Annotated in this window: 28 protein-coding genes and 1 pseudogene; 10 read left to right on the forward strand and 19 right to left on the reverse strand. The window is 62.6% G+C overall.

What is annotated here, in order from left to right:
- Positions 1-34 precede the first annotated feature (34 nt).
- The 8 genes from glpD to DH10_RS01915 form a co-directional block, all read right to left on the reverse strand.
- Positions 35-1,555: a glycerol-3-phosphate dehydrogenase gene (gene glpD / locus DH10_RS01880; protein ID WP_192248062.1), complete on the reverse strand. Its 1,521-nt coding sequence runs from the start codon at positions 1,553-1,555 to the stop codon at positions 35-37.
- Positions 1,556-1,680: 125 nt separating this feature from the next.
- Positions 1,681-2,448: a DeoR/GlpR family DNA-binding transcription regulator gene (locus DH10_RS01885; protein ID WP_192248059.1), complete on the reverse strand. Its 768-nt coding sequence runs from the start codon at positions 2,446-2,448 to the stop codon at positions 1,681-1,683.
- Positions 2,449-2,573: 125 nt separating this feature from the next.
- A complete protein-coding gene (locus DH10_RS01890; protein WP_192248056.1) occupies positions 2,574-3,986 on the reverse strand; it encodes a pyridoxal phosphate-dependent decarboxylase family protein in 1,413 nt (470 codons plus the stop codon).
- 92 nt (positions 3,987-4,078) lie between these two features.
- Positions 4,079-4,810: a proteasome-type protease gene (locus tag DH10_RS01895; RefSeq protein WP_192248052.1), complete on the reverse strand. Its 732-nt coding sequence runs from the start codon at positions 4,808-4,810 to the stop codon at positions 4,079-4,081.
- Positions 4,811-4,843: 33 nt separating this feature from the next.
- Positions 4,844-5,638 carry a transglutaminase family protein gene (locus DH10_RS01900; protein ID WP_192248048.1) on the reverse strand — a complete coding sequence of 265 codons (795 nt, stop codon included), beginning with the start codon at positions 5,636-5,638 and terminating at the stop codon, positions 4,844-4,846.
- A 20-nt stretch (positions 5,639-5,658) separates the two neighbouring features.
- Positions 5,659-6,600 carry an alpha-E domain-containing protein gene (locus DH10_RS01905; protein ID WP_192248045.1) on the reverse strand — a complete coding sequence of 314 codons (942 nt, stop codon included), beginning with the start codon at positions 6,598-6,600 and terminating at the stop codon, positions 5,659-5,661.
- 170 nt (positions 6,601-6,770) lie between these two features.
- The gene (locus DH10_RS01910) at positions 6,771-8,183 is read right to left on the reverse strand and encodes a circularly permuted type 2 ATP-grasp protein (RefSeq protein ID WP_192248042.1); all 1,413 of its coding nucleotides are present in this window, start codon (positions 8,181-8,183) and stop codon (positions 6,771-6,773) included.
- Between the two features lie 167 nt (positions 8,184-8,350).
- Positions 8,351-8,587: an Lrp/AsnC ligand binding domain-containing protein gene (locus DH10_RS01915; protein ID WP_192248039.1), complete on the reverse strand. Its 237-nt coding sequence runs from the start codon at positions 8,585-8,587 to the stop codon at positions 8,351-8,353.
- Positions 8,588-8,871: 284 nt separating this feature from the next.
- Here DH10_RS01915 and DH10_RS01920 point away from each other — a divergent pair, with 284 nt between their 5' ends.
- The gene (locus DH10_RS01920; protein ID WP_192248035.1) at positions 8,872-9,291 is read left to right on the forward strand and encodes a DUF4864 domain-containing protein; all 420 of its coding nucleotides are present in this window, start codon (positions 8,872-8,874) and stop codon (positions 9,289-9,291) included.
- Positions 9,292-9,367: 76 nt separating this feature from the next.
- A complete protein-coding gene (locus tag DH10_RS01925) occupies positions 9,368-10,135 on the forward strand; it encodes a hypothetical protein (protein ID WP_192384122.1) in 768 nt (255 codons plus the stop codon).
- Here DH10_RS01925 and tgt read toward each other — a convergent pair.
- The 6 genes from tgt to coaD all read right to left on the reverse strand — a co-directional run bounded on the left by tgt (position 10,132) and on the right by coaD (position 14,472).
- Positions 10,132-11,271 (reverse strand): tRNA guanosine(34) transglycosylase Tgt, encoded by a 1,140-nt coding sequence (gene tgt / locus DH10_RS01930; RefSeq protein WP_192248029.1) that lies wholly within the window; start codon positions 11,269-11,271, stop codon positions 10,132-10,134. The genes DH10_RS01925 and tgt overlap by 4 nt on opposite strands.
- Positions 11,264-12,361 (reverse strand): tRNA preQ1(34) S-adenosylmethionine ribosyltransferase-isomerase QueA, encoded by a 1,098-nt coding sequence (gene queA, locus DH10_RS01935; protein ID WP_192248026.1) that lies wholly within the window; start codon positions 12,359-12,361, stop codon positions 11,264-11,266. The genes tgt and queA overlap by 8 nt, the downstream gene beginning before the upstream one ends.
- The gene (locus DH10_RS01940) at positions 12,361-12,810 is read right to left on the reverse strand and encodes a DMT family transporter (protein WP_192248023.1); all 450 of its coding nucleotides are present in this window, start codon (positions 12,808-12,810) and stop codon (positions 12,361-12,363) included. Before DH10_RS01940 ends, queA begins: the two co-directional genes overlap by 1 nt.
- Positions 12,811-12,819: 9 nt before the next feature.
- Positions 12,820-13,332, reverse strand: coding sequence for a peptidylprolyl isomerase (locus DH10_RS01945; protein WP_040972289.1), 513 nt, complete (start codon positions 13,330-13,332; stop codon positions 12,820-12,822).
- Positions 13,333-13,363: 31 nt separating this feature from the next.
- Positions 13,364-13,861: a peptidylprolyl isomerase gene (locus tag DH10_RS01950; protein ID WP_246506087.1), complete on the reverse strand. Its 498-nt coding sequence runs from the start codon at positions 13,859-13,861 to the stop codon at positions 13,364-13,366.
- Positions 13,862-13,971: 110 nt separating this feature from the next.
- Positions 13,972-14,472, reverse strand: a complete 501-nt coding sequence (gene coaD / locus DH10_RS01955) for a pantetheine-phosphate adenylyltransferase (protein WP_192248017.1) — start codon at positions 14,470-14,472, stop codon at positions 13,972-13,974.
- Positions 14,473-14,665: 193 nt separating this feature from the next.
- Between coaD and DH10_RS01960 the strand changes: the two genes are divergently transcribed.
- Complete coding sequence (locus DH10_RS01960; RefSeq protein ID WP_127301494.1) at positions 14,666-14,818, forward strand: hypothetical protein; 153 nt, start codon at positions 14,666-14,668, stop codon at positions 14,816-14,818.
- Between the two features lie 52 nt (positions 14,819-14,870).
- Here the strand turns inward: DH10_RS01960 and gyrA are convergent, their stop codons facing one another.
- Complete coding sequence (gene gyrA, locus DH10_RS01965; RefSeq protein ID WP_192384123.1) at positions 14,871-17,666, reverse strand: DNA gyrase subunit A; 2,796 nt, start codon at positions 17,664-17,666, stop codon at positions 14,871-14,873.
- A gap of 190 nt (positions 17,667-17,856) precedes the next feature.
- On the reverse strand, positions 17,857-18,693 hold the full coding sequence (locus DH10_RS01970) for a helix-turn-helix transcriptional regulator (protein WP_192384128.1): 837 nt from the start codon (positions 18,691-18,693) through the stop codon (positions 17,857-17,859).
- Positions 18,694-18,779: 86 nt separating this feature from the next.
- Between DH10_RS01970 and DH10_RS01975 the strand changes: the two are divergent.
- The 3 genes and pseudogenes from DH10_RS01975 (at position 18,780) to DH10_RS01985 (ending at position 20,453) form a co-directional block, all read left to right on the forward strand.
- Positions 18,780-19,320: pseudogene (locus DH10_RS01975) on the forward strand (hypothetical protein).
- A 32-nt stretch (positions 19,321-19,352) separates the two neighbouring features.
- On the forward strand, positions 19,353-19,730 hold the full coding sequence (locus tag DH10_RS01980; RefSeq protein ID WP_192248008.1) for a VOC family protein: 378 nt from the start codon (positions 19,353-19,355) through the stop codon (positions 19,728-19,730).
- Between the two features lie 93 nt (positions 19,731-19,823).
- Complete coding sequence (locus DH10_RS01985) at positions 19,824-20,453, forward strand: MarC family protein (RefSeq protein WP_192248005.1); 630 nt, start codon at positions 19,824-19,826, stop codon at positions 20,451-20,453.
- 37 nt (positions 20,454-20,490) lie between these two features.
- Here the strand turns inward: DH10_RS01985 and DH10_RS01990 are convergent, their stop codons facing one another.
- The 3 genes from DH10_RS01990 to ssb all read right to left on the reverse strand — a co-directional run bounded on the left by DH10_RS01990 (position 20,491) and on the right by ssb (position 21,891).
- Positions 20,491-20,916, reverse strand: a complete 426-nt coding sequence (locus DH10_RS01990; protein WP_192248002.1) for an OsmC family protein — start codon at positions 20,914-20,916, stop codon at positions 20,491-20,493.
- A 23-nt stretch (positions 20,917-20,939) separates the two neighbouring features.
- Positions 20,940-21,248, reverse strand: coding sequence for a DUF2306 domain-containing protein (locus DH10_RS01995; protein ID WP_425515260.1), 309 nt, complete (start codon positions 21,246-21,248; stop codon positions 20,940-20,942).
- A gap of 124 nt (positions 21,249-21,372) precedes the next feature.
- Positions 21,373-21,891 carry a single-stranded DNA-binding protein gene (gene ssb / locus DH10_RS02000; protein ID WP_192247996.1) on the reverse strand — a complete coding sequence of 173 codons (519 nt, stop codon included), beginning with the start codon at positions 21,889-21,891 and terminating at the stop codon, positions 21,373-21,375.
- 238 nt (positions 21,892-22,129) lie between these two features.
- Between ssb and DH10_RS02005 the strand changes: the two genes are divergently transcribed.
- The 4 genes from DH10_RS02005 to DH10_RS02020 all read left to right on the forward strand — a co-directional run bounded on the left by DH10_RS02005 (position 22,130) and on the right by DH10_RS02020 (position 23,897).
- Positions 22,130-22,444 (forward strand): ArsR/SmtB family transcription factor, encoded by a 315-nt coding sequence (locus DH10_RS02005; RefSeq protein ID WP_192247992.1) that lies wholly within the window; start codon positions 22,130-22,132, stop codon positions 22,442-22,444.
- Entirely contained in the window at positions 22,441-22,917 is a 477-nt protein-coding gene (locus DH10_RS02010; RefSeq protein WP_192247989.1) for an SRPBCC family protein, read from the forward strand. Before DH10_RS02005 ends, DH10_RS02010 begins: the two co-directional genes overlap by 4 nt.
- 14 nt (positions 22,918-22,931) lie before the next feature.
- Positions 22,932-23,543 carry an ATP-dependent Clp protease proteolytic subunit gene (locus DH10_RS02015; RefSeq protein ID WP_281396758.1) on the forward strand — a complete coding sequence of 204 codons (612 nt, stop codon included), beginning with the start codon at positions 22,932-22,934 and terminating at the stop codon, positions 23,541-23,543.
- Positions 23,544-23,612: 69 nt separating this feature from the next.
- On the forward strand, positions 23,613-23,897 hold the full coding sequence (locus DH10_RS02020; RefSeq protein WP_192247983.1) for a hypothetical protein: 285 nt from the start codon (positions 23,613-23,615) through the stop codon (positions 23,895-23,897).
- The last annotated feature ends 608 nt before the right edge of the window (positions 23,898-24,505 follow it).

Below are 24,505 nucleotides of genomic sequence, written 5' to 3' on the forward strand. Positions count from 1 at the left end.
CTCCTCCCAGGCCTTGCGCATTACCGGGCGGCCTTCATTCGGCCGCCGCGACGTGGCGCCGGCCACGCATGAATTCTTCCAAGGCAGCTGTCTGTTCGCGGCTGAATTGCAGGCCGCGCTTGGTTCTGCGCCACAGCACGTCCTCGGCGGTGAGCGCCCACTCGTTCTCTACCAGATAGCGCACCTCGGCCTCGTAAAGGTCGGCGCCGAAATTGCGGCCGAGATCGGCATTCGACTTGGCCAGCCCAAGCAGCTTCTGCGCACGCGTGCCGTAGAGTCGGGTGTATCTGCGCGCCAGCCGCTGGTCGAGGAACGGATAGGCACTTTTGAGCTTCGATACCTGCGCGTCGAACCCGGTCGCCGGGAAATCGCCGCCGGGCAGCGGCGCATTGGCGGTCCATGGCTTGCCGCGCTTGCCGAGAAAGCCCTCGATCTTCTCCATCATCGATTCCGCCAGCCGGCGGAACGTCGTGATCTTGCCGCCGAAGGCATTGAGCAAGGGGGCAGCTCCCTCCCCGCCATCGGCCTTCAGCACATAGTCGCGCGTCGCTTCCTGCGCCTTCGAGGCGCCGTCGTCATAGAGCGGGCGCACCGCCGAATAGGTCCAGACGATGTCCGAACGCTTGACCGGTTGGGCGAAATATTCGCTTGCCGCGGCGCAGAGATAGTCGATCTCGGCATCACTGATCTTCACGTCATGCGGGTCGCCCGGAAAGTCGCGGTCGGTGGTGCCGATAAGAGTGAACTCTTCCTCGTAAGGAATGGCGAAGATGATGCGCCCGTCCTTGTTCTGGAAGAAATAAGCGCGCGGATCGTCAAACTTCTTGCCGATGACGATATGGCTGCCCTGCACCAGGCGGACATTGTGCACGTCGTTTTGGCCGACCGTTTTTGCCAGCACCTGATCGACCCAGGGCCCTGCCGCGTTGACCAGAAGGCGGGCGCGGACTTCCTCGGTCTCGCCGGTCAGCACATTCTGGATCTTGATCGTCCACAGCGCGCGCTCGCGGCGCGCGCTGACCACCTTGGTGCGGGTGCGGATCACGGCGCCGCGGTCGGCCGCGTCGCGGGCATTGAGTGCCACCAGGCGGGCATCGTTGACCCAGCCGTCCGAATATTCGAAGGCCTTGCGGAACAACGGCTTAAGCGGCTTGCCGGCCGGGTCGGTGGCCATGTCCAGCGTCTTCGTCGCCGGCAGCAGCTTGCGCCCGCCGATATGGTCGTAGAGGAACAGCCCGAGCCTAATCAGCCAGGCCGGACGCAGGCCCTTGGCGTAGGGCAGCACGAAGCGCATTGGCCAGATGATATGCGGCGCGTTCTTCCACAGAACCTCGCGCTCCATCAGGGCTTCGCGCACCAGGCGGAATTCGTAGAACTCGAGATAGCGCAACCCGCCATGGATCAGCTTGGTCGAACCGGAGGACGTCCCGCTGGCGAGATCGTTCATCTCGGCGAGAAATACCGAAAATCCGCGGCCAACGGCGTCGCGGGCGATGCCGCAGCCATTGATGCCGCCACCTATGACGAAAATGTCATGGATCGGTGATGCGTCCACAGTTTCCTCCACGATTTCGCATTGCACCATTTTTGTGTTTCGCGAAACCGTGGCGGGATTATTTCGAACTCAATCCGAATGTCAAACGAAATATCACAGGCGCGTGAGAAGCCCGTGAAACGACCTTATCCGAGCGCTGTCTCGATCAAACGAACCTCCGCCTCCTCGCAGATCCGGCGTACCGAAGGGATGTCGCAACGATCGGTGATAAAAGTGTTGACCTGCGACAGATGGCCGATGCGAACCGGCGCCGTGCGCTCGAATTTGGTCTGGTCGGAAACGAGGATCACGTGGCGCGCATTAGCGATGATGGCCTGCGCCACCTTGACCTCGCGAAAATCGAAATCGAGCAGCGCGCCGTCATGGTCGATGGCCGAGGCGCCGATAACGGCGTAGTCGACCTTGAACTGGCGGATGAAATCGACCGCAGCCTCGCCGACGACGCCGCCGTCGGAACCGCGCACCACGCCGCCGGCGATCACCACCTCGATCGAAGGATAGATGCGCATCCTATTGGCAACGTTGATGTTATTGGTGATGACCATAAGCCCGTTATGGTCGAGCAGCGCCTTCGAGACAGCCTCCGTCGTGGTGCCGATATTTATGAACAGCGAGGCGTTGTCGGGGATCAGCCTGGCCGCAGCGCGGCCGATCGCCTCCTTCTCCTCGGCGGCGATCTTGCGCCGCGCCTCGTATTCCATGTTCTCGATGCCGGAGGGAAACAGCGCCCCGCCATGGATGCGCGTCAGCAGCCGCTGGTCGCAGAGGTCGTTGAGATCCTTGCGGATGGTCTGCGGCGTCACGCTGAAATGTGTCGCCAGGTCGTCGACCAGCACCCGGCCGTGGTCCTTCGCCATCTGGATGATCTCTGCATGGCGCGGCGAAAGAAACATCGGCAGTCCTCCCGTTTTCGTTTTTCCTGCCTATATCGGAAAACGAAAGCGATGAAAAGGCATAAGCCGGCTAACGAAATCCATGTGACTGCAAAGCCAAACCGACCCGCAGCCGGCTGACAACCTTATGCAAGCTGTCGCGCGATCTCGGTGAAGACATCGAAAGCCATGTCGACATCGGCAGCCGTCGATTCGAACTGCCCCGCCTGGAAGCGGATCGCCACCCGCCCGTCGACGCGGGTCTGCGTCAGATAGATGCGGCCGTCGGTGTTGATGGCATCGACCAGTCGCAGATTGTGCTCGTCCGGGTCGGCGTCCGCCGGGGCGCGATGGCGGAAGGAAAACAGCGACAGCATCGGCTCGGTGACGAGCTCGAAGTCGCCTTCCCTGGCCAGACGATCGGCAAGGCCTTCACTCCAGGCAACGTGGTTGCGGATCATCTTGCGCAGGCCTTCCAGCCCATGGGCGCGCAGCAGGAACCAGAGTTTTAGCGCCCGGAACCGCCGGCCGAGCGGCACCGACCATTCCGAATAGTTGATGATGCCGTCATGGCCCAGCGTTTTTAGAAACTCCGGCTTGATCGCCAGCGTGCGCACAAGGTCTTCCGGCTGGCGGACGAACTGGATCGAGCAGTCGAATTGCGCACCAAGCCATTTGTGCGGGTTGAAGACGATGGAATCGGCGCCTTCGACACCCGCCCAGAAATGCCGGTATTCCGGACAGATCATCGCCGATCCGGCCCAGGCGGCATCGACATGGAGATAGAGGCCGTGCCGCTTCGCCACCGCCACAACGGCGGCGATGTCGTCGGTGCCGCCCGTGCTGGTGCCGCCGACGCAGGCGATGATGCCCGCCGGCAGCAGGCCGGCCTCGCGATCGGCGACGATAGCCGCCTCGAGCGCCGCCGTGTCCATGGCGCGGAAACGGCCGGCCACCGGGACGCGCACCAGGTTTTCCTCGCCGATCCCCGCCACCCAGATCGCCCGGTCGATTGAGGTGTGGACCTGGTCGGAGGAATAGACGCGCAGTTTCACCTGCCCGGCGAGACCTTGTCTGTTCCCCTGCCAGCCGAGCGCGCGCTCGCGCATCGTGAGCACCGCGGCAAGCGTCGCCGACGAAGCCGAATCCTGGATGACGCCGGAGAATCCTTCGGGCAGGCCGAGCGCCTGGCGCATCCAGTCGACGATGCGCGTCTCGAGCTCGGTCGCCGCCGGCGAGGTCTGCCAAAGCATGCACTGCGCAGCCATCGCCGAGACGAGGTATTCCGCCACCACCGAAACCGGCGCCGCGTTGGCCGGAAAATAGGCGAAGAAGCGCGGATGCTGCCAATGCGTCATGCCGGGCACGATCTTCGTTTCGAAATCGGCGAAGATCTTTTCCATCGGCTCGGCCGTTTCAGGCGGAGAGGCCTCGATGCTCCTGAATATTTCGCCGGGCGCGATTGCCGGTCGCACCGGCCGGTCACGCAGGCCGGAACGGTAATCGACACCCCAATCGGCGGCGCGTCTCGACCAATCGCGAAATTCTTCGTTGTCCATGCATCCTCCCGGCAGCCGACCGAACGCTGGTCGTCGGCCTTTCAATTTTTGATTAACATGTTAAATACAGCGAGGCTACGCAAATCGGTCCACTACCCCGGAAAGTCCGGCAGGCTGGCGAAGGCCGTCTTCAGCGCGTTGGACCAGCCGTCTGAGATGGTGCGGTAATAGGGATCGTCCTGGCCGATCCGCTTCTTGAGAGCGACCTTGAGGGCATCCTTTTCGAGGAACAGCAGGTCGAGCGGCAGGCCGACCGACAGGTTCGACTTCAGCGTCGAGTCGAAGGAAACCAAAAGCAGCTTCACCGTCTCGGCCAGGCTCATCGCCCGGTCATATGCGCGGATGATGATCGGCTTGCCGTATTTCGTCTCGCCGATCTGGAAGAACGGCGTGTCGTCGGTCGATTCGATGAAATTGCCCTCGGGATAGATCATGAACAGCCGGGGCGGGCTGCCCTTGATCTGGCCGCCGAGGATGAAGGAAGCGTTGAAATAGGAATCGGCCTTGTCGCCGGCGGGCGAGGACTGCGCGATGACCTCTTTCACCGTATCGCCGACCAACCGCACCGTCTGGTACATGGACGGCGTTTCGAGCAGCTTCTCGTGGCGATCGCCGATTGCCTTGGTACGCTCGTCGAGCAGGCTGACCACGGCTTGCGTGGTGGCCAGATTGCCCGCCGACATCAGCACGATGACACGCTCGCCGGGCTGTTCCCAGACATGCATCTTCTTGAAGGTCGAGATCGAATCCATGCCGGCATTGGTGCGCGTGTCCGACATGAACACGAGCCCGCGATCGATCTTGAGGCCGACGCAATAGGTCATAGTTCTTCTTCTGGCAGCGAATCTTGGCCGAAATTACTGCTCGACCGTCACGGTGACGGCAAGCTTCTCTTCCGCCTGGCCGAGCAGAATTCCCGATACCGGCGAAGCATCGCGATAGTCGCGTCCCGTCGCCACCCTCACATAACGTTCGTCGGGAGAAATACCGTTCGCGGGGTCAAAGGCAACCCAGCCGAGGCCCGGAACATGCGCTTCCGCCCAGGCGTGGCTCGCCGCTTGCTCGACTGCAGCGTCCATCATCAGATAGCCGCTGACATAGCGTGCTGGAAAGCCCATGGCACGCGCCGCGGCGGCGAAGATGTGGCTGTGATCCTGGCAGACGCCGCTCTTCAGTGCCAGAGCCTCTTCGGCCGGCGTAACGACGCTGGTCGCGCCCGGCTTGTAGTCGACGCGCTCGCGGATCGTGCCCATCAGCCGGTGCAGTCGCTCGATATCGCTCCCCTCGCCCGCCGCGCCTGCCAATTCGCGAATGCCGTCGCCGACGGTCGTAAGCAGCGTTTGCTGGCCGAACAGCCAGAGCGGCGCGAAACCATGATGCGCGCCGGACACGCCGGCCGTGTCGCGCGTCGTCACCTCGCCCGCCGCCTCGACTATGATGGTGTGGTGGCCGCCTTCGGCGCTCACCAGTCGCGTGTCGTTGCCGAAATGGTCGGTGAAGCGCACTTCCTCGCGCGCGCCATCAACCTTGATCGCCCAGGATGCGACCGTCTGTGTCGGTCCGTTCACCGGAAGCAGGCGCAACCGCTGCAGCAGATATTGCACCGGCGCATCGTAGCGGTACTCGGTCCGGTGTATGATCTTGAGCCGCATGGCGCCCGCCCCTTCAGCGCTCAGTAGAACCGGTAGTCCTGGGCGATCTCGTCGCCCAGCCTGGTGTTGTCGCGAATGAATTCGGCCAGGAACTCGTGCAGGCCGTGGTCGAAAATGTCCTTGATCGAGCCCTTCCTCAGCATGGCCTGGATCTTCTCGGCCGTAGCGTGACAGGCATGGCGCTCGCCATAGTCGTCGGCGAGAAATTTCAGATGCTCGCCGAGGAACCGGTAGCAGAAGGTGAGCGAGCGCGGCATGCGGACATTGAGGATCAGATAGTCGGCGATGTTGGTCGGCTTGTAGTCGGCGTCATAGACCCAGCGGTAGGAGCGGTGCGCCGACACCGAGCGCAGGATCGATTCCCATTGATAATTGTCGAGCGTCGAGCCCACCCAGGAGATCGAAGGCAGCAACACGTAGTATTTCACGTCGAGGATGCGCGCCGTGTTGTCGGCGCGCTCGACATAGGTGCCGAGCTGCGAGAAGTCGAAGATCTCGTTGCGCAGCATGGTGCCGTAGAACGAGCCGCGGATCAGCGCCGTCTCGCGCTTGATCGCGTCGAGCACCGTCGGCAGGTCGCGCTCGTCGATCGGCCTTGCCAGCATGCGCTTCAGCGACATCCAGGCTTCGTTGATGCTCTCCCAGGTCTCGCGCGTCAGCGCGGTGCGCACCATGCGCGCGTTGTTGCGCGCCGTCTCGATCGACGACATCGTGCTCGACGGATTGGAGGTGTCGCGCAGCAGGAAATCCGAGACGTTGGCGACGGTGTAGTCCTCGTATTTCTGGCTGAAGGCGACATCGGAACCGGCGCTGAGCAGCACCGAATTCCATTCCTCCGAAGCGTTCTGCGTGCGCGTCAGCGCCATGCGCAAGCCCGCATCGACCAGGCGCGCCATGTTTTCGGCCCGCTCGATATAGCGGTTCATCCAGTAGAGACCGTTGGCGGTGCGGCCAAGAAGCATGTCAGGCCCTTCGGGCTAGCGAATAGTGAGTAGTGAATAGTGAGTGGTGAATGGTGAATAGTTCAGCAATCGTGCTCGACGGCGCGTCATCTTCATAGGTTCAATCAATCCGGGCACCAGAACGTCTCCATTTCACTATTCACTATTCACTATTCACTATTCACCACCATTCAATCATCCAGCACCCATGTATCCTTCGTCCCCCCGCCCTGCGAGGAGTTGACCACCAGCGAGCCTTGCTTGAGTGCCACCCGGGTCAAGCCGCCGGGCACGATCTGGATGCGGTCGGAGACCAGCACATAAGGCCGAAGGTCGACATGGCGCGGCGATAGGCCCTTCTCGGTCAGGATCGGGCAGGTCGACAGCGCAAGCGTCGGCTGGGCGATGTAGTTCGTGGGCTTGGCCTGGAGTTTCTTGGCGAAGTCCTGGCATTCCTTCTTGGTCGCCGCCGGGCCGACCAGCATGCCGTAGCCGCCGGAGCCGTGCACTTCCTTGATGACGAGTTCGCCGATGTGCTCCAGCACATATTTCAGGCTGTCCGGCTCCGAGCAGCGCCAGGTCGGGATGTTGCCGAGGATCGCCTTGCGGCCGGTGTAGAACTCTACGATCTCGGGCATGTAGGAATAGATCGCCTTGTCGTCGGCAATGCCGGTGCCCGGCGCATTGGCGATGGTGATGTTGCCGGCGCGATAGACATCCATGATGCCCGGCACGCCGAGCGCGGAATCCGGCCGGAAGGTCAGCGGATCGAGGAAGGCATCGTCCACGCGCCGGTAGAGCACGTCGATCTGCTTGTAGCCTTCGGTGGTGCGCATCGTGACATGGCCATCGACGACGCGCAGATCCTGGCCCTCGACCAGTTGCACGCCCATCTGATCGGCGAGGAAGGCGTGCTCGAAATAGGCGGAGTTGTAGCTGCCCGGTGTCAGCACCGCGATGGTCGGCGCACCCTTGGTGCCCTGCGGACGCACAGCCGCCAGCGACTGGCGCAGCAGTTGCGGATAATTCTCGACCGGCCGCACCTTGATCTGCTGGAACAGCTCCGGGAAGAGCTGCATCATCGTCTCGCGGTTCTCCAGCATGTAGGAGACGCCGGAGGGCGTGCGGGCATTGTCTTCCAGAACGTAGAATTCGTTCTCGCTGATGCGCACGATATCGACGCCGATGATATGGGTGTAGACGCCGGCCGGTGGCTTCACACCGATCATCTCTGGCAGGAACGCTTCGTTCTTCGCCACCAGCTCCCTAGGAACGCGCCCGGCGCGCAGGATTTCCTGGCGGTGGTAGATATCGTCGAGAAAGGCGTTCAGCGCCTGCACGCGCTGCTCGATGCCCTGCGTCAGCCGGCGCCATTCCTGGCCGGAAATGATGCGCGGGACGATATCGAAAGGGATCAGCCGCTCGGAGGCTTCCTGCTCGCCATAGACGGCAAAGGTGATGCCGGTCTTGCGGAAGACGCGTTCGGCGTCCTGCATTTTCTGGGTGAGCCTGGCCGGATCCTGTTCCTTCAGCCAGCGATCGTAAGCCTGGTATGGTCTTCTCAATCCGGAGACTTCCGGAAGCATTTCGTCGAACGCTGCCAATCGCGTACTCCCCTCTGAAGCCATTTCACTGGCCCGGCCGGAGAAAATCAAGCGCAATCGGTGAATTGGGCGGCGGTGGCGGCCGCTCCATGCAAATTGCCTAAGATTAGGGCAGCGGGAACGATGCTGGGTCAGATCCTGCCCGGTGACCGGGCAGCAAACGGCAGTCAGAACGCGCGGAAGGTGACGATGGTGAAGGTGTCCTTGATTCCGGGCAGGATCTGCACCTTCTCATTGACGAAGTGGCCGATATCTTCCTCATCGTCGAGATAGAACTTGGCAAGCAGGTCGTAATTGCCGGCGGTCGAGTAGATCTCGGAGGCGATCTCTGCATCGGCGAGCGCGCTGGCGACCTCATAGGCTTTGCCCAGATCGCACTTTATCTGCACGAAAAATGCCTTCATTGCCGGTCCTGCCAGTCTTGCGCGAATGAGCGGCCCTTGTGGCAGACTGCCGCCCGGCTTTCAAGCATCAGGCGGCGCGCGCCTTGGCGACCGCTTGCCGCAATTCGGCGGCTGGCATGCCGCGCCGGTAACGGCTGCCGCCGATCACCAATGCCGGCGCGCCCCTCAGCCAGGCATGGGTATGGCATGGAGGGCCAAGAATCTTCCGCCGGCGATGAAACCGCGGCGCGTCGACGCGCGTATGTTAGATTGCGTTCGCAAAGCGAATTCCGGGGAGGCAGGCCATGCGTCGCTTATTGTTCGCATTAGCTCTCGTTCCAGTGCTCGTGGCTTCGATCGCCTTTGCCGGCGACGCCGAGGTCAAAGCGGCGCAAACGGTCATCGACAGCCAGCTGAAAGCCTTCCTCGCCGATGACGGCGCCACCGCCTACAGCTTCGCCGCGCCGAACGTGAAGCGGATCTTCCCGACCGTCGACACCTTCATGAACATGGTGACCAACGGCTATGCGCCGGTGCGCAGGCCGCAGAGCTACTCTTTCGGGAAGGTCGAGCAGACCGGACCGGGCTCGATCATCCAGCAGGTGCTGATCGTCGGGCCCGACGGCAAGGACTATGAGGCGGTCTATACGCTGGAGCAGCAGCCGGACGGCAGCTTCAAGATCACCGGCTGCAGCCTACGGGCGGCGAACTCAGTCAGCACCTAGAATACTCAAATAGAATCGCCGCCTCAAAAATGATAATTCAGGCTGTAGAAATCCGTCTCAAACGAAGTAGCAGACGATGCCTGAGATCGAAGCGCCTGCGTCAATCCCATTCAAAATTCGCACAACCTTTCCGGGTCGAATTTCAGGAATCAAGGAATGGACCCCCGAGGAGATCAAGCTCATCATCACGTCCTACCAGGAACGCTATTCCGAAGAATGGCAGTCCTATCTTGATGCCGAGGACAAAAATGGGTTCATTTCCAGTGAGATGAGTGATCGCATTTGTTCATTCATTGAGGAATTGTTTCCCGGCTTACATCGAAAGCACTATCGCGCTGGCGCAGTTGATTTTCGATTTGCGAACGAACGCACTTTTCACTTTTCCATGTGGCAACCCGAAAACCGACTCTTGCGCAGAGAAAAGCTGTTAGCTCACATAAAGAAACATCGGCAAATTGTTAATGGTTACGTCGAATGGAACGAAGAGCAGGTCATTGTTTTGTTGGAGCATATCAAAAGCAATGATCCTGATCTTTGGGTAGATTATTGCGACTCATACAACAACATCGGCTTCATAGGTCTCGGAATCGTCGGTCGAATTAAGGCGCATATTGCGGCCCTATTCCCTCTTCCGGAGGATTGCAGCAATAAGGGTGCAAGGCGCGGGCTATTGGACGAGGCCAATCGCCGGTACGGCTTTGAAATGCTCAAACCGGCAAACGCCAAGATCCGGGATCAGCTTGAGACCGAGTGGTTCAATCAGCGGCGCGGGTGGATGACTTTTGAAGAATGGCGCCAGCAGGTAAAGTTGCGCACCAAAAACAGTTCAGACAAACGCGATTAGGACCGGGCCGTGGCCGGAATATCGCCCCTCGCCCAGCCTTCCGAAATCTCGGCAACGCGCGTCTCGAAGGCTTTTGCCTCGATCGCTGCGCGGATGTCCTGCATCAGCTTCTGATAGTAGGACAGGTTGTTCCAGGTGAGCAGCATTGCGCCGAGCGATTCCTGTGAGCGCACGAGATGATGCAGATAGGCGCGCGAATAGTCGCGCGCGGCGGGGCAATCGCTTTCCTCGTCCAGCGGACGCGGATCGTCGGCATGGCGGGCATTGCGCAGGTTGATCTTGCCGCGGCGCGTATAGGCAAGCCCATGGCGGCCGGCGCGCGTCGGCATCACGCAATCGAACATGTCGATGCCGCGCGCCACCGACTTCAATATGTCGTCCGGCGTGCCGACGCCCATCAGATAGCGCGGCCTGTCGGCCGGCAGTTCCGGGCAGGTTATGTCCAGCATCTCCAGCATAACCGCCTGAGGCTCGCCCACCGCCAGCCCGCCGACCGCGTAACCCTTCAGGTCCATCGCCTTCAGCGCCTGCGCCGAGCGCACGCGCATGACCGCACTGTCGCCGCCCTGGACGATGCCGAACATCGCCTTGCCCGGCTGGTCGCTGAACGCGGTCTTGCAGCGCTCGGCCCAGCGCAGCGACAGTTCCATCGCGCGCTCGATTTCCGTCGGCTTGGCCGGCAACGCGGTGCATTCGTCAAGCTGCATCTGAATATCGGAATCGAGCAGCCCCTGGATCTCGATCGACCGCTCCGGGGACATCTCGTAGGGCGCGCCGTCGATATGCGAGCGAAAGGTGACGCCCTTCTCGGTCAGCTTCCTGAGCTTCGACAGCGACATGACCTGGAAGCCGCCGCTATCGGTCAGGATCGGGTGCGGCCAGCGCGCGAACTCATGCAGGCCGCCGAGCTTCGCCACGCGCTCGGCGCCTGGCCTGAGCATCAGGTGATAGGTGTTGCCGAGGATGATGTCGGAGCCGACGCCGCGCACCTGGTCCATATACATGGCCTTGACGGTGCCGCCGGTGCCGACCGGCATGAAGGCCGGCGTGCGGATCTCGCCGCGCGGCATGCTGATTACGCCGCGCCGCGCCTTGCCGTCGGTGGCGAGCAGCTTGAAGGAGAAAACGTTAGTCATTGAGTTCCTTTTCGGGCGTCTCCGCTCGGAAAAGCAGGCTGGAGTCTCCGTAGGAGTAGAACCTGTAGCGGCTCTCGATGGCATGCGCATAGGCCGAACGCATCGTCTCCAGCCCGCTGAAGGCCGAGACCAGCATGAACAGCGTCGAGCGCGGCAGATGGAAATTGGTCATCAACATGTCGGCCGTCCGGAAACGGTAGCCGGGCGTGATGAATATATCGGTCGGTCCGGACCAGGCCTCGATCCTGCCGTCTTCCAGCGCAGCGCTCTCCAGGAGGCGCAGCGACGTCGTGCCGACGGCGACGATCCGCCCTCCCCGCGCCTTTGCGGCGTTGAGCGCAGCCGCCGTCTCAGGACTTACCGAGCCTATTTCCGCATGCATCTTGTGGTCGGAAGTATCGTCGGCCTTCACCGGCAGGAAGGTGCCGGCCCCGACATGGAGCGTGACGAAGCGGCGCTCGATACCCTTGGCGTCGAGCGCTGCGAACAGCTCCGGCGTGAAATGCAACCCCGCGGTAGGGGCGGCGACAGCGCCCTCTTCCCTGGCATAGATGGTCTGGTAGTCGCTGCGGTCGCGCTCGTCATCGTCGCGCTTCGAGGCGATGTAGGGCGGCAACGGAATGTGACCGACGGCGTGCATTGCCTCGTCGAGGAACGGGCCGGAGAGGTCGAATCCGAGCAGCGCCTCGCCCGCTTCGCCCTTTTCGATCACTGTCGCATCGAGCTGGCCGAGGAAACAGGAATTCTGGTCATGGCCGAAATGGATGCGGTCGCCGACAGCGATGCGTTTGCCCGGCCGCATGAAAGCCTTCCAGCGATCCGGCGTCACCCGCATGTGCAGCGTGGCCTCGACCTGTGCCATCGCCTCGCCGCGCCTGCGGATTCCTTTTAGCTGCGCCGGAATGACCTTGGTGTCGTTGAACACCAGCACATCGCCGTCCTTAAGCAGCGACGGCAGATCGCGCACCGTTCGATCATCGAGACCTTGGCCGGGCCTGACGAGCAGCATCCTGGCGCTGTCGCGCGGCTCCGCCGGGCGCAGCGCGATGCGCTCCTCCGGCAGATCGAAGTCGAACAGACCGACGCGCATCAGAACAGCCGGATGAGCAGCGCTCCGGCGAGCAGCAACACGGCCCCGGCAACGCGGCCAAGCGAAATCTCGCGCACCGCGACGCCGAGGAAGCCGGCGCGATCGACGAGCATGCCGGCGATCAGCTGGCCGGCGACCAGGAAGGCCATCAGCGCGGCGGCGCCGATGCGCGGCGTAAGGATGGTGGAGAGCGTGACATAGAAGCCGCCGAGCACGCCGCCGGCAACGAACAGCCACGGCGCCGGCGCCTTCCAGTCCAGCGAGATGCCCTGCAGCTTCACCACGGCGACCGCGATGATGCCGAGCACGACGGCACCCGACAGGAACGAAAAGGCGGCGGCCGCGACCGGAAGGCCGAGGCCGCGCGCCAATTGCGAGTTGATCGGCGCCTGGATGGCGATGAAGGCGCCGGACAGGATGCCAAGCAGGGACCAGACTGCGCCCATCATCGTTATGCCTTACTTGACGTCGGCCGCGACCTTCAGCGACACGATCTTGTCGGGATCCTGCACCGGCTCGCCGCGCTTGATCTTGTCGACATTCTCCATGCCTTCGATGACCTGGCCCCAGACCGTGTACTGGCGGTTGAGGAAGGAAGCGTCGTCGAAGCAGATGAAGAACTGCGAGTTGGCCGAGTTCGGGTTCTGCGCGCGGGCCATCGAGCAGGTGCCGCGGCCGTGATTGGCGTTGGAGAATTCGGCCTTCAGGTCGGGCTTGTCCGAGCCGCCCATGCCCGCGCGGGATGGCGCGAAGGTCGGCTTGCTCGAATTGCCGAACTTGACGTCGCCGGTCTGCGCCATGAAGCCGTCGATGACGCGATGGAACACCACGCCGTCATAGGCGCCCTCGCGCGCCAGTTCCTTGATGCGGGCGACGTGGCCGGGCGCCAGGTCGGGATACATCTCGATGACGACCGGGCCCTTGGTCGTTTCCATGATGAGCGCGTTCTCGCGATCCTTGATCTCAGCCATGTCAGAAAATCCTTTTGAAAATTGCGGGAAGTTATTTGCCGTCGGCGGCGATGCGGACCTTGATCATGCGGTCCGGGTCGGTGACGGTGCCGTTGTCCGCCTCATCGCCCTTCTTGATCTTGTCGATAAGGTCCATGCCGCTCTCGACCTTGCCGACGATGGTGTACTGGCCGTCGAGGTTCGGCGCCGGCGCGAACATGATGAAGAACTGTGAATTGGCCGAATTCGGGTCCTGCGAGCGGGCCATGCCGACGACACCGCGGGTGAATTGCTCGGTCTGCGAGAACTCGGCCGGCAGGTCGGGAAGATCGGAACCGCCGGTGCCGACGGCTTCGGGATTGAAACCCTTCTTCATGTTGCCGAACTTCACGTCGCCGGTCTGCGCCATGAAGCCGTCGATCACGCGATGGAAGGCGACATTGTCATAGGCGCCCTCGCGCACCAGCTTCTTGATCTGCGCGACGTGCTTGGGCGCGAGATCGGGACGCAGAGCGATGGTCACGTCGCCGTCCTTCAGCGTGATGATCATCGTGTTTTCCTTGTCGGCGGCGAAGGCAGGGAAGGACGCCGCCAAAAGGCCGGCAAGCACGACAAGGAACGAAGCGAGCTTTTTCAGCTGCATTGGGATCTCCGAAAAGATTACTTTGCGAATTTGGCGGTGAGCGCGCCGGCAACCGCCGCCGGCACGAATGGGCGGATGTCACCGCCCATCGACGCAATCTGGCGCACGAGTGTGGCGGTAATGGTGCGCACGGAAGGGCTGGCGGGCAGGAAAACCGTCTGCAGCTCCGGCGCCATGGTTTCGTTCATGCCGGCCATCTGCATCTCGTAGTCGAGATCGGTGCCGTCGCGCAGGCCGCGGATGATGATCGATGCGCCATGCTTCCTGGCGGCGTCGATGACGAGGCCATCGAACGAGACGACCTTGATGCGGCCGCTGTCGCTGCCGAACTCGGCCCTGGTCGCGGTCTCGATCAGCTTGACGCGTTCCTCGAAGGAAAACAGCGGCGTCTTGCCGGGGTGGATGCCGATCGCCGCGTAGACCGTATCGGCCACGGCAAGCGAGGCCTTCAAGACATCGAGATGGCCGTTGGTCAGCGGATCGAAGGAGCCGGCATAAAGGGCGGTGCGTTCAGTCATGGCAGGCTTCTAGCGAGCCTCTCAAACAAAGGCAAATCCCATTGATGTGCCCGCTCGTGAACCTTTTCACGGACATGAACGACAGATGAATGCGACAATCACGAATGCTTCACGCAGCGTTCACTAGGTTGCCGCTTCAGGAGATGAAACCAAAGCACCATCTTTATCGTTGTGAGCGCAGGAGAACACGCAAATGCTGATCTACATGCTTGCCACTGCAATGACCATCGTGATGCTGATCGCCACCGCATTCGGGTTGCATCAGGAAGCAGCGCGGGTGCGCGTCAAGGCCAACACCAAGCGCCTCGATGGCTTCGTCGCCCGCAACGTTTACCGTCGCTTCTGATTTCCAGCCATGATCGCACCGGCCCAGAGGGCCGATGGCGCGTAGCCAAAGCCTATTCGGGGTTTCCCTCGCCCGCATCTTCTGCGGAGCCAGCTTCACCCGAAGGCGCTTCTTCGGCTTCCTCGTCCGACTGCGGCTCCGAAATCCGCTCGACCGACACCACTTTCTCACCTTCGGCCGTGTTGAAGATGGTCACGCCCTTGGTGGCGCGGCTGGCGAAACGAATGCCTTCCACCGGCACACGGATGACAGTGCCGCCGTCCGAAACCAGCATGATCTGATCGTCATTGCCGACCGGGAAGGTCGCGACGAGCCGCCCGATCTCGGCCACCTTCGAGACATCGGTGGCGCGGATGCCCTTGCCGCCGCGGCCCGTCAGGCGGAAATCATAGGACGACGAACGCTTGCCGTAGCCATATTCGGTCACCGTCAGCACAAGCTGCTCATGCATCTTGAGGAATTCGTAGCGCTCGTCGGAAAGTTCCGCCTCCTCACCGATCTCCTCATTGGTCAGCGCGATTTCTTCCTCCTCGCCGGCCGTCCCGACGGCAAGGCGGCGCTCGGCCGCCGCACGCTTCAGGTAAGCGGCGCGTTCGGCAGGCGAAGCATCGACATGCTCGATGATAGACATCGAGATCACACGGTCCGTCTCGGCCATGGCGATGCCGCGCACGCCGACGGAGTTGCGGCTCTGGAAGACGCGCACGTCGGAGACCGGGAAGCGGATGCACTGGCCGGAATTCGCCGTCAGAAGCACGTCGTCATTGTCGGTGCAGGTCTCGACGCCGAGGATCTCGTCGCCCTCTTCCTCCAGCTTCATCGCGATCTTGCCGTTGCGGTTGACCTGGACGAAGTCGGACAGCTTGTTGCGCCGCACCGTGCCGCGCGTGGTGGCGAACATCACGTCGAGCTCGCCCCAGCTCGTCTCGTCCTCGGGCAGCGGCATGATGGTGGTGATGCGTTCGCCCTGCTCGAGCGGCAGCATGTTGATCAGCGCCTTGCCGCGCGACTGCGGGTTGCCGACCGGGAGGCGCCAGACCTTTTCCTTGTAGACGATGCCGCGCGAAGAGAAGAACAGCACGGGCGTGTGCGTGTTGGCGACGAACAGCCGGGTGACGAAATCCTCTTCCTTGGTCGACATGCCGGAGCGGCCCTTGCCGCCGCGGCGCTGCGCCCGGTAGAGCGAGAGCGGCACGCGCTTGATGTAGCCAGAATGGCTCACCGTCACGACCATGTCCTCGCGCTGGATCAGGTCCTCGTCTTCCATGTCCGCCCCGCCTTCGGCGAGCTCGGTGCGGCGCGGCGTGCCGAACTCGTCGCGCACCGCGATCAGCTCGTCCTTGACGATCTGCTGGATGCGCGCGCGGGAAGACAAAATGTCAAGGTAATCAACGATTTCGGCGCCGATCTTGTTCAATTCGTCGGCGATCTCGTCGCGGCCGAGCGCGGTCAGACGCTGCAGGCGCAGATCGAGGATGGCGCGTGCCTGCTCTTCGGAGAGATTGTAGGTGCCGTCCTCGTTGATGCGGTGGCGCGGATCATCGATCAGCTGGATGAGCGGAGCGACGTCGTGGGATGGCCAGCGCCGTTCCATCAACTGCTCGCGCGCCGTCTGCGGGTCGGGCGCGGTGCGGATCAGCTTGATCACCTCGTCGATGTTGGCGACCGCGATGGCAAGACCGACCAACACATGAGCCCTCTCACGAGCCTTCCGCAAAAGGTACTTCGTGCGCCGGCTGATCACCTCCTCGCGGAAGCCGACGAAAGCCTTCAGCATGTCGATCAGCGTCAGCACTTCCGGCTTGCCGCCGTTCAGCGCCACCATGTTGGCGCCGAACGAGGTCTGCAGCGGCGTGAAACGGTAAAGCTGGTTCAGGATGACGTCGGCGACCGCCTCGCGCTTCAGTTCGATGACGACGCGGTAGCCCTGGCGATCGCTCTCGTCGCGGATGTCGGAGATGCCCTCGATGCGCTTGTCGCGCACCAGTTCGGCCATCTTCTCGATCATCGACGCCTTGTTCACCTGGTAGGGAATCTCGGTGACGATGATCGATTCACGATCGTTGCCGCGCGCCTCGATATTGACGCGGCCGCGCATAACGATCGAGCCGCGGCCCGTCGAATAGGCGTTGTAGATGCCGGAGCGGCCGAGCACGATGCCGCCGGTCGGGAAATCCGGACCGGGCACGATTTCCATCAGCGACGGCAGATCGATTGCCGGATTGTCGATGATGGCGATGGCGCCGTTGCAGACCTCGGCCAGATTGTGCGGAGGGATGTTGGTTGCCATGCCGACGGCGATGCCGCCGGAGCCGTTGACGAGAAGATTGGGGAAGCGCGCCGGCAGGACCTTCGGCTCACTGCCTGACGCATCGTAAGTGTCCTGGAAATCGACGGTTTCCTTGTCGATATCCTCCAGCAATTCATGCGCGACCTTGGTCAGCCGGGACTCGGTGTAGCGCATCGCCGCCGGCGGATCGCCGTCGATCGAACCAAAATTGCCTTGACCGTCGATCAGCGGCACGCGCAGCGACCAGTCCTGCGCCATGCGAACCAGCGCGTCGTAGATCGAGGCGTCGCCATGCGGATGGTATTTACCCATCACGTCGGCGACCGGGCGCGCCGACTTCACATATTTGCGGTTCCAGTGGTAGCCGCTCTCATGCGAGGCGTAGAGGATGCGGCGATGCACTGGCTTCAAGCCGTCGCGCACGTCGGGCAGCGCGCGGCTGACGATCACGCTCATGGCGTAATCGAGATAGGAGCGCTGCATCTCCTCGATGATCGAAATCGGCTCGATGCCGGTGGGGCCGCCCTCCGGCCCGCGCGGTGTCTTCTGGTCGGTCAAATCAGGTCACAATCCAGTCAGGAATCACTCGCCGCTTATATAGGAAGCCGGGCTGAAACTCCAATGGCGGCGACACTTTTCCAGAGACAATTTTGATGGCAATTTCAAATGGATATCGCTGATTGCGACGATATGGCCAAGCTGCATTTCGCGCTTGCTGGGCAAGGTCGGCGATATCGAACCGCTTTGGCTAACGTCCGCGTCCGCCCGCCCGTTTGGCGCGATAGGCGCCGGGAGCCTCGCCCATCTTGCGCCGGAACCGGCGGTTGAAGGTCGACAGATCGTTGAAGCCGGCGTCGAAAGCGATTGTCGAGATCGCCTCGTCCGACGCGCGCAGCCGCACCGCGGCGCGGTGCAGCCTGGTCCTCAACAGGAATTGGTATGGCGTCATACCGGCGACCTGCCGGAACGTGCGCAGGAAATGATAGGGGCTGGTCGCAGTGCCGTCGGCGAGTTCGGCCAGCGATAGCGGCCGCCCGGCATTGAGCTCGATCAGGCGCACCGCTTCGGCAACGCGTTTCTGGTCGCGCCGGCTGGGTGCCCGGGCAATCTCGGACGTATCCGCCGCAGCCCCGACAACCGCGCCGGCAATGCGCAGCCCAAGTTCCTCGAATGCCTCGCTGTCGGCCGTTTCCCGCGCGGCCTCCGCTTGCGCCAGCAACGGCGCCAGCGCCGGCAAGGGCGTCAGGCGCGGACCGGCGAAGCCAAGCCGCTTCGCGCCCGGCACATCCGCGACCAGGCGCTCCATGTAGGCGGGAGAAAAATGGAAGGAGAGGCAGCGATCGCCGGCGCCATGCTCGTGGCCGCATTCGTAGCAGGCGCCGGGATTGCCGAGCAGGATGGCGCCGGGAGCAAGCACCGCCATGCCCTGGCCCGTCCGGTAGCGGAACGTGCCCCTGGTCACGGCGGCGACGCAGAAGCTGCGTTGCTGTTCCTCGAACGGCTTGTCGCCGGCGCCGGCGGTGCAGATCACGTCGGATACCTGCCAACCTCGACCCGACGCAAGGTTTTTCGCGGTCGTCGTCATCACATGGAAGATAGCAATTTTTCCCAAGCGCAGAACCCCGCCATGCGCCTATTGCTCGGCCTCTCCTGACAAACGAGGCAGCAGCCATGACCGACCCCTTTGCCGAAGCCCTGCACAGCGACGGCCCCAACCCGGATCTCGCCGAAAAGCTGAAACTCTACGGCCGCTTCATCGGCGCCTGGACGTTCGACGCCACGCGCACTTTAGAGGACGGCACCAAACTAACCGGACGCGGCGAGGTGCATTTCGGCTGGGTCCTGGAAGGCAAGGCCGTCCAGGACGTCTGGATCCTGCCCGCGCGCGATGCCGGTCCCTCGCCATCGCTCGGGCCATGGACCTTCTACGGCACGACGCTGCGCGTGGCTGCGCGTCTACGATCCCGGCGTGGACGCCTGGCACATCTTCTGGAACGATCCCCGTAACCAGTATTACAGCCGGCAGCTCGGCCGCGCCGAAGACGACATGATAGTGCAGCAAGGCGCCGACGACACCGGCTCCTCGGTGCGCTGGAGCTTTTCGCGCATCACCGAAAGCTCGTTCCGCTGGCTGGGCGAACGTTCGCATGACGGCGGCGCAACTTGGCGCATCGAGGTCGAGTTCCTCGCCCGTCGCGCGACTCCAGCCTGAGCAGTCAACCACCTGTAATCATGGAGAAAACCATGCTCGACCATATCTCGATCGGCGTCCGCGACGCCAACGCCTCGAAACGCTTCTACGACGCCGCCCTGCAGCCGCTCGGCTATTCCTGCCTCAGCCAGTCGCCTGGCTCGCTCGGCTACGGCGCGAAAACGGTGGAGCTCTGGGTCAACGAGGCCGGCCGCCCGGTGCCGGCCGACAAAGACTCCGGCCTGCATTTCTGCTTCGCCGCGCCGACGCGCGCCGGCGTCGATGCATTTCATGCGGCGGCGTTGCGCGAGGGCGGCCAGGACAATGGCCCGCCCGGCCTGCGCGCCGCCTACGGCGACAACTACTATGCGGCGTTCGTCATCGACCCGGACGGGTATCGCATGGAAGCCTGTTGCAGCAAAGCCCAATAGCCGGCTGATTTCCCCTTCCGCCTGTTCCCACCGCTCCGGCTTTGCTCTACCAATTGCGGGGCTTGGGCGTCGCCCGGCGGGAGGGGACCAGCGATGCCGAGCTTCGACAGCCTGTTCAACGCCTTCGTCACCATCCTGGTGACCATCGACCCGCCCGGGCTGGCGCCGCTCTTTCTCGCCGTCACGCGAGGCATGAACCGCGATGAGCGCCAGCAGGTCTCGGTGCGCGCTTCGGTGATCGGCTTCCTGGTGATGGCGCTGTTCGCCGTCGCCGGCGCCTCGATCCTGTCGGTGTTCGGCATCACGCTGCCGGCCTTTCGTGTGGCCGGCGGCTTCCTGCTTTTCTTCATCGCCTTCGAAATGGTGTTCGAGCGGCGTCAGGACCGCAAGGAGAAGATCGGCGACGTCGCCATCACCAAGGACATGATCCACAACATCGCCGCCTTCCCGCTGGCGATCCCGCTGATCGCCGGCCCGGGCGCGATCTCGGCGACCGTGCTGCTGTCGGGACATTTCGAGGGTTTTGGCGCTCAAGCCGCGCTGGTCGGCATCATCGCGATCTGCCTTGTCCTCACCTATCTGGTGTTCGTGCTGGCCGAGCGCATCGATCGCATCCTCGGCCAGACCGGCCGCTCGATCCTGACGAGGCTGCTCGGCGTCATCCTTGCGGCGTTGGCGGTGCAGTTCGTGGCGGACGGCGTCAGGGCGCTGATGGCGGCCTGAGCAATATCCCTACTGGCTGCTGCCTACTGCCTACTGCCTATTTCTGCACCGTATCGACCACCTCGAAATCATGCGTGACCGTCGCCGTCTTGGCCATCATCGCGGTGGCCGAGCAGTATTTCTCGATCGACAGATCGATCGCACGTTTCACCTTGTCTCGCGACAGGGCTCGGCCCTTGACGATGAAATGCATGTGGATGCGGGTGAAGACGCGCGGCTCGGTCTCGGCGCGATCGGCGTCGAGCTCGACCACGCAGTCCTCGACCGCTTCGCGGCCCTTCTCGAGGATATGGACGACATCATAGGCCGAGCAGCCGCCAGTGCCGATCAGCACCAGTTCCATCGGGCTTGGCCCCGGCGTCCTGCCTTCCGGCCCATGCGCCGTGCCCAGCACGACCTTGTGACCGCTGCCGGACTCGCCGACAAAGGTGCGTTCCTCGACCCATTTGACGCGTGCTTTCACGATGACCTCCTTGCAATACCGCCCTATTGACCGAACACGACTGCGTGCATGATGCGGCCAGGCAGCAGCGTGAAGATACCGGCGCCGACCAGGGCGAAAACATAGAGTTTCATCATGACGCTGCGATGCGCGGCCACCTTATGGGCGTGCGCATACCACACCGCCAGCGGCGCCGTCACCAGCACCAGGATCGACAGGAGATGGATCGGGCTGAACGGCCCGATCAGGCGGATTTGCTGAATCCAGAAGCTAGAGACGGCGATGACCGGCATCAGCGCCGCCCAAACATAGCCCATCACGCGATGGCGGATCGTTCCTTTCGGCAGCGCCAATTGAGCGCCGCCGACGGCGAGCGCTGCAATGGCTGCGAAAGCGTGCCACGGAATGGGAGGCGGCGCCGACAGAAGCGGTCCAGCGACATCGCCTCTCCTCAAACGATCATCGCGACCTTTATGCTCAGAACGGAATCTCGTCGTCCAGCTCGCGCGACGAACCGCCGCCACCGCCCTTGGAACCGCCGCCGCCGCCACGGCTAAAACCTTCGTTCGGGCCGGACTGGCCGAAATCGGAACCACGGCTGTTGCCGCCACCGGCATAGTTGCCGACCTGGCCGCCACCCTCACCGCGCGCATCGAGCATCTGCAGCTCGCCGCGGAATTTCTGCAGCACGATCTCGGTCGTGTAGCGGTCGTTGCCGGTCTGGTCCTGCCATTTGCGCGTCTGCAACTGGCCCTCGACATAGACCTTCATGCCCTTCTTCAAATACTGCTCGGCCACCTTGGCGAGCTGATCGTTGAAGATGACGACGTTATGCCACTCGGTCTTTTCCTTGCGCTCACCGGAATTCTTGTCGCGCCAGCTTTCCGAAGTGGCGACGCGGATGTTGACGACCGGATCGCCCGAATTCAGGCGGCGGATTTCAGGGTCCGCGCCGAGGTTGCCGACCAGAATGACCTTGTTGACGCTACCCGCCATGATACTTCTCCGCGCTCATCCGAAACAAAATCTATGTTGCCGCACCTTACAGCCTGTGAGTCTCCGCCGCCCGCAAAGGCTGGCTTTTCCCACAAGGTTTTTGTTCTCTTTTCGTTCTAGTTCCAGCCACCGCCTCTGTCAAGGAATGTCAGCAAAGGCATGGCCAGGCCACCGTATCTCGATATGGCGATCAAATAGCGGCTTGCCAAATCGATAAGTATCGACTTATGCTTTTACCATGATCGAGACAGAGATTTTCCGGGCCTTGGCCGATCCTACCCGCCGCGCCGTCTATGAGCGGTTGGCAGCCGGCGAGAGGACGGTGTCCGAGTTGCGCGCCGGTATGAGCGTATCGCAGCCCGCGGTCTCGCAGCACCTGGCCGTGCTGCGCGGCGCCGGCCTCGTGGTCGAGCGGCGCGCCGGCCGCAACGCCTATTATCGCGCCGACCCGCAAGGGCTCGATCCCCTGCTCGGCTGGATCGAACGCTACCGCGCCTTCTGGCCGGAGCGCATCGAGAGGTTGAAGGCGGTTCTGAAGGAAATGGACCAATGACGGCTACAAAACACCCGACAGCGACCGATGCGCCGCTCAGCTTCGAATGCGAGCTTGCCGACCCGCCGGAAAAGGTGTGGCGGGCGCTGACCGAGCCGGAGCTGCTCGCCGCCTGGATGATGCCGAACGACATCAGGCCAGAGACCGGTAAGCGCTTCGCCTTTGCCGGACCAGGCTCAGCAATCGACTGCGAAGTGCTCGACGCCGAGCCCGGCAAGCTGCTGCGCTATTCCTGGCGCGAGCGGCCAAGTGCCGAAGATGCCGACCATCTGCCGGCATTCGATAGCATCGTCACCTTTACACTTGCGCGTACGGTCTCCGGCGGCACGCATCTCAGCATCGTCCATGACGGCTTCGTGCCGGTGGCGCAGCCTGTCCTCGCCGTTGCCGGTGCCGGCTGCGGCCTTTCGCTCGACGCGCGCAAGAACGCAACCGCCGCCAATGCGCCATGCATGATGCTGCGCGCGGCCTGATCAACCGAGGAGACTTGGCTACGAGCGCCTTTGCCAATCTGGTGCCGATGGTGATCGAGCAGTCGAGCCGCGGCGAACGCGCCTTCGACATTTTCTCGCGGCTGCTGCGCGAGCGCATCGTCTTCATCAACGGCGAGATCAATGACGGCATGTCGGCGCTGGTCTGCGCACAGTTGCTGTCGCTGGAATCGGACCATCCCGACAAGGAGATATCGATCTACATCAACTCGCCGGGCGGCGTGGTGACCAGCGGCTTCGCCATCTACGACACGATGCAGTACATCTCCTGCCCGGTGTCGACGGTATGCATGGGCTTTGCGGCCTCGATGGCCTCTTTCCTTTTGATGGCCGGCTCGCCCGGCCGGCGCATCGCTCTGCCCAACACCAGGATCGTCCTGCATCAGCCGCTCGGCGGCTTCCAGGGCCAGGCCTCCGACATCCAGCGCCATGCCGAAGACATCCTGCGCACCAAGCGCCATATGACGGAACTCTACGCCAGGCATTGCGGCCGCAGCTACGAAGAGGTCGAGCGCACGCTCGATCGCGACTACTTCATGACCGCCGAGGAGGCCAAGGCCTGGGGCCTCGTCGACCATGTTTACGACACGCGCAAGAAGGCGGCATGACAGCGACCGCGCGGCAATTTGATTGCTGCGCGTCTGGCCTCGCTCCCAGCGCGCCTCTATAGTTGGCGAATGACGACGCACCGGCAATCCAGACATTTGCGCATCGGCCTCGCCGCTCTCGCTGGCGCTCTGATTGGCAGCACATCGGCTTTTGCCGACGACGGCTCGACGCAGAAATTGCCTGGCGTCAGCGGCGATTATCGCATCGCCAAGCCTGCGCCACAGCCGGAACCGGACGACGCGCTGCCCGCCGGCAGCAACGGCACGTTCAAGATCGGCGATACCGATGTCAGGATTTCCGGCAGCATAACCATCGACATGGCAACGGGCGGCATCAGGCCACCCAACCACTGATGGCGAACCGGCAGGTTTAGAATCCGCTTGCTCGCAAAAGTGTAAGCCCCGCCACTGCTTCCGCAGGTGGACGGGGCTTTCATGGATCTAAAACCCAATTTTAGCCGGGAGTGGACTGCCGGCGTTCTGTTTCGGATGCTGCGCGGCGTTCAGCCGACGATCCGACTATGGTCTCTGATTGTGCGTAATCGGCAGGTCACGGTTTGTCGGGCTGGCGCTCACGCCTGCCCTGGCTCTTATGCCCGCCGCGGCTCCATCTTTGTGTGGAGCCTCAAGGGACTGTCCGGTGGCGTCATGCTCCGCTCCTGGGTCCGTTGCGACAATGTCGTTCGAAGCGCAAATCGCTAACGCCTGCGGCGTCTCGCAGGCCACCTCTGGGTGACGAGGCCATCGAAAGACGGCCGGCTTCGTTGACGTTTCGAGACTGCGCCCGTGAGTCGCCGGCGTCAACCGTTGAATAGCCGGTTACCGAAAATTGTGATCGCCGGGACGTTACGTCCAGGTAAGTCGATGGCACCGGCGCCTTAGCCGAACTGTCGCCAGCGCATCCATTGTTTCCACAGCGCTTTGTCAGGAGCGTGTTCAGCCTTTGTTCTTTCTGCTTGCTC

It is taken from the genome of Mesorhizobium silamurunense (assembly GCF_014843825.1).
Taxonomy (GTDB): Bacteria; Pseudomonadota; Alphaproteobacteria; order Rhizobiales; family Rhizobiaceae; genus Mesorhizobium; species Mesorhizobium silamurunense.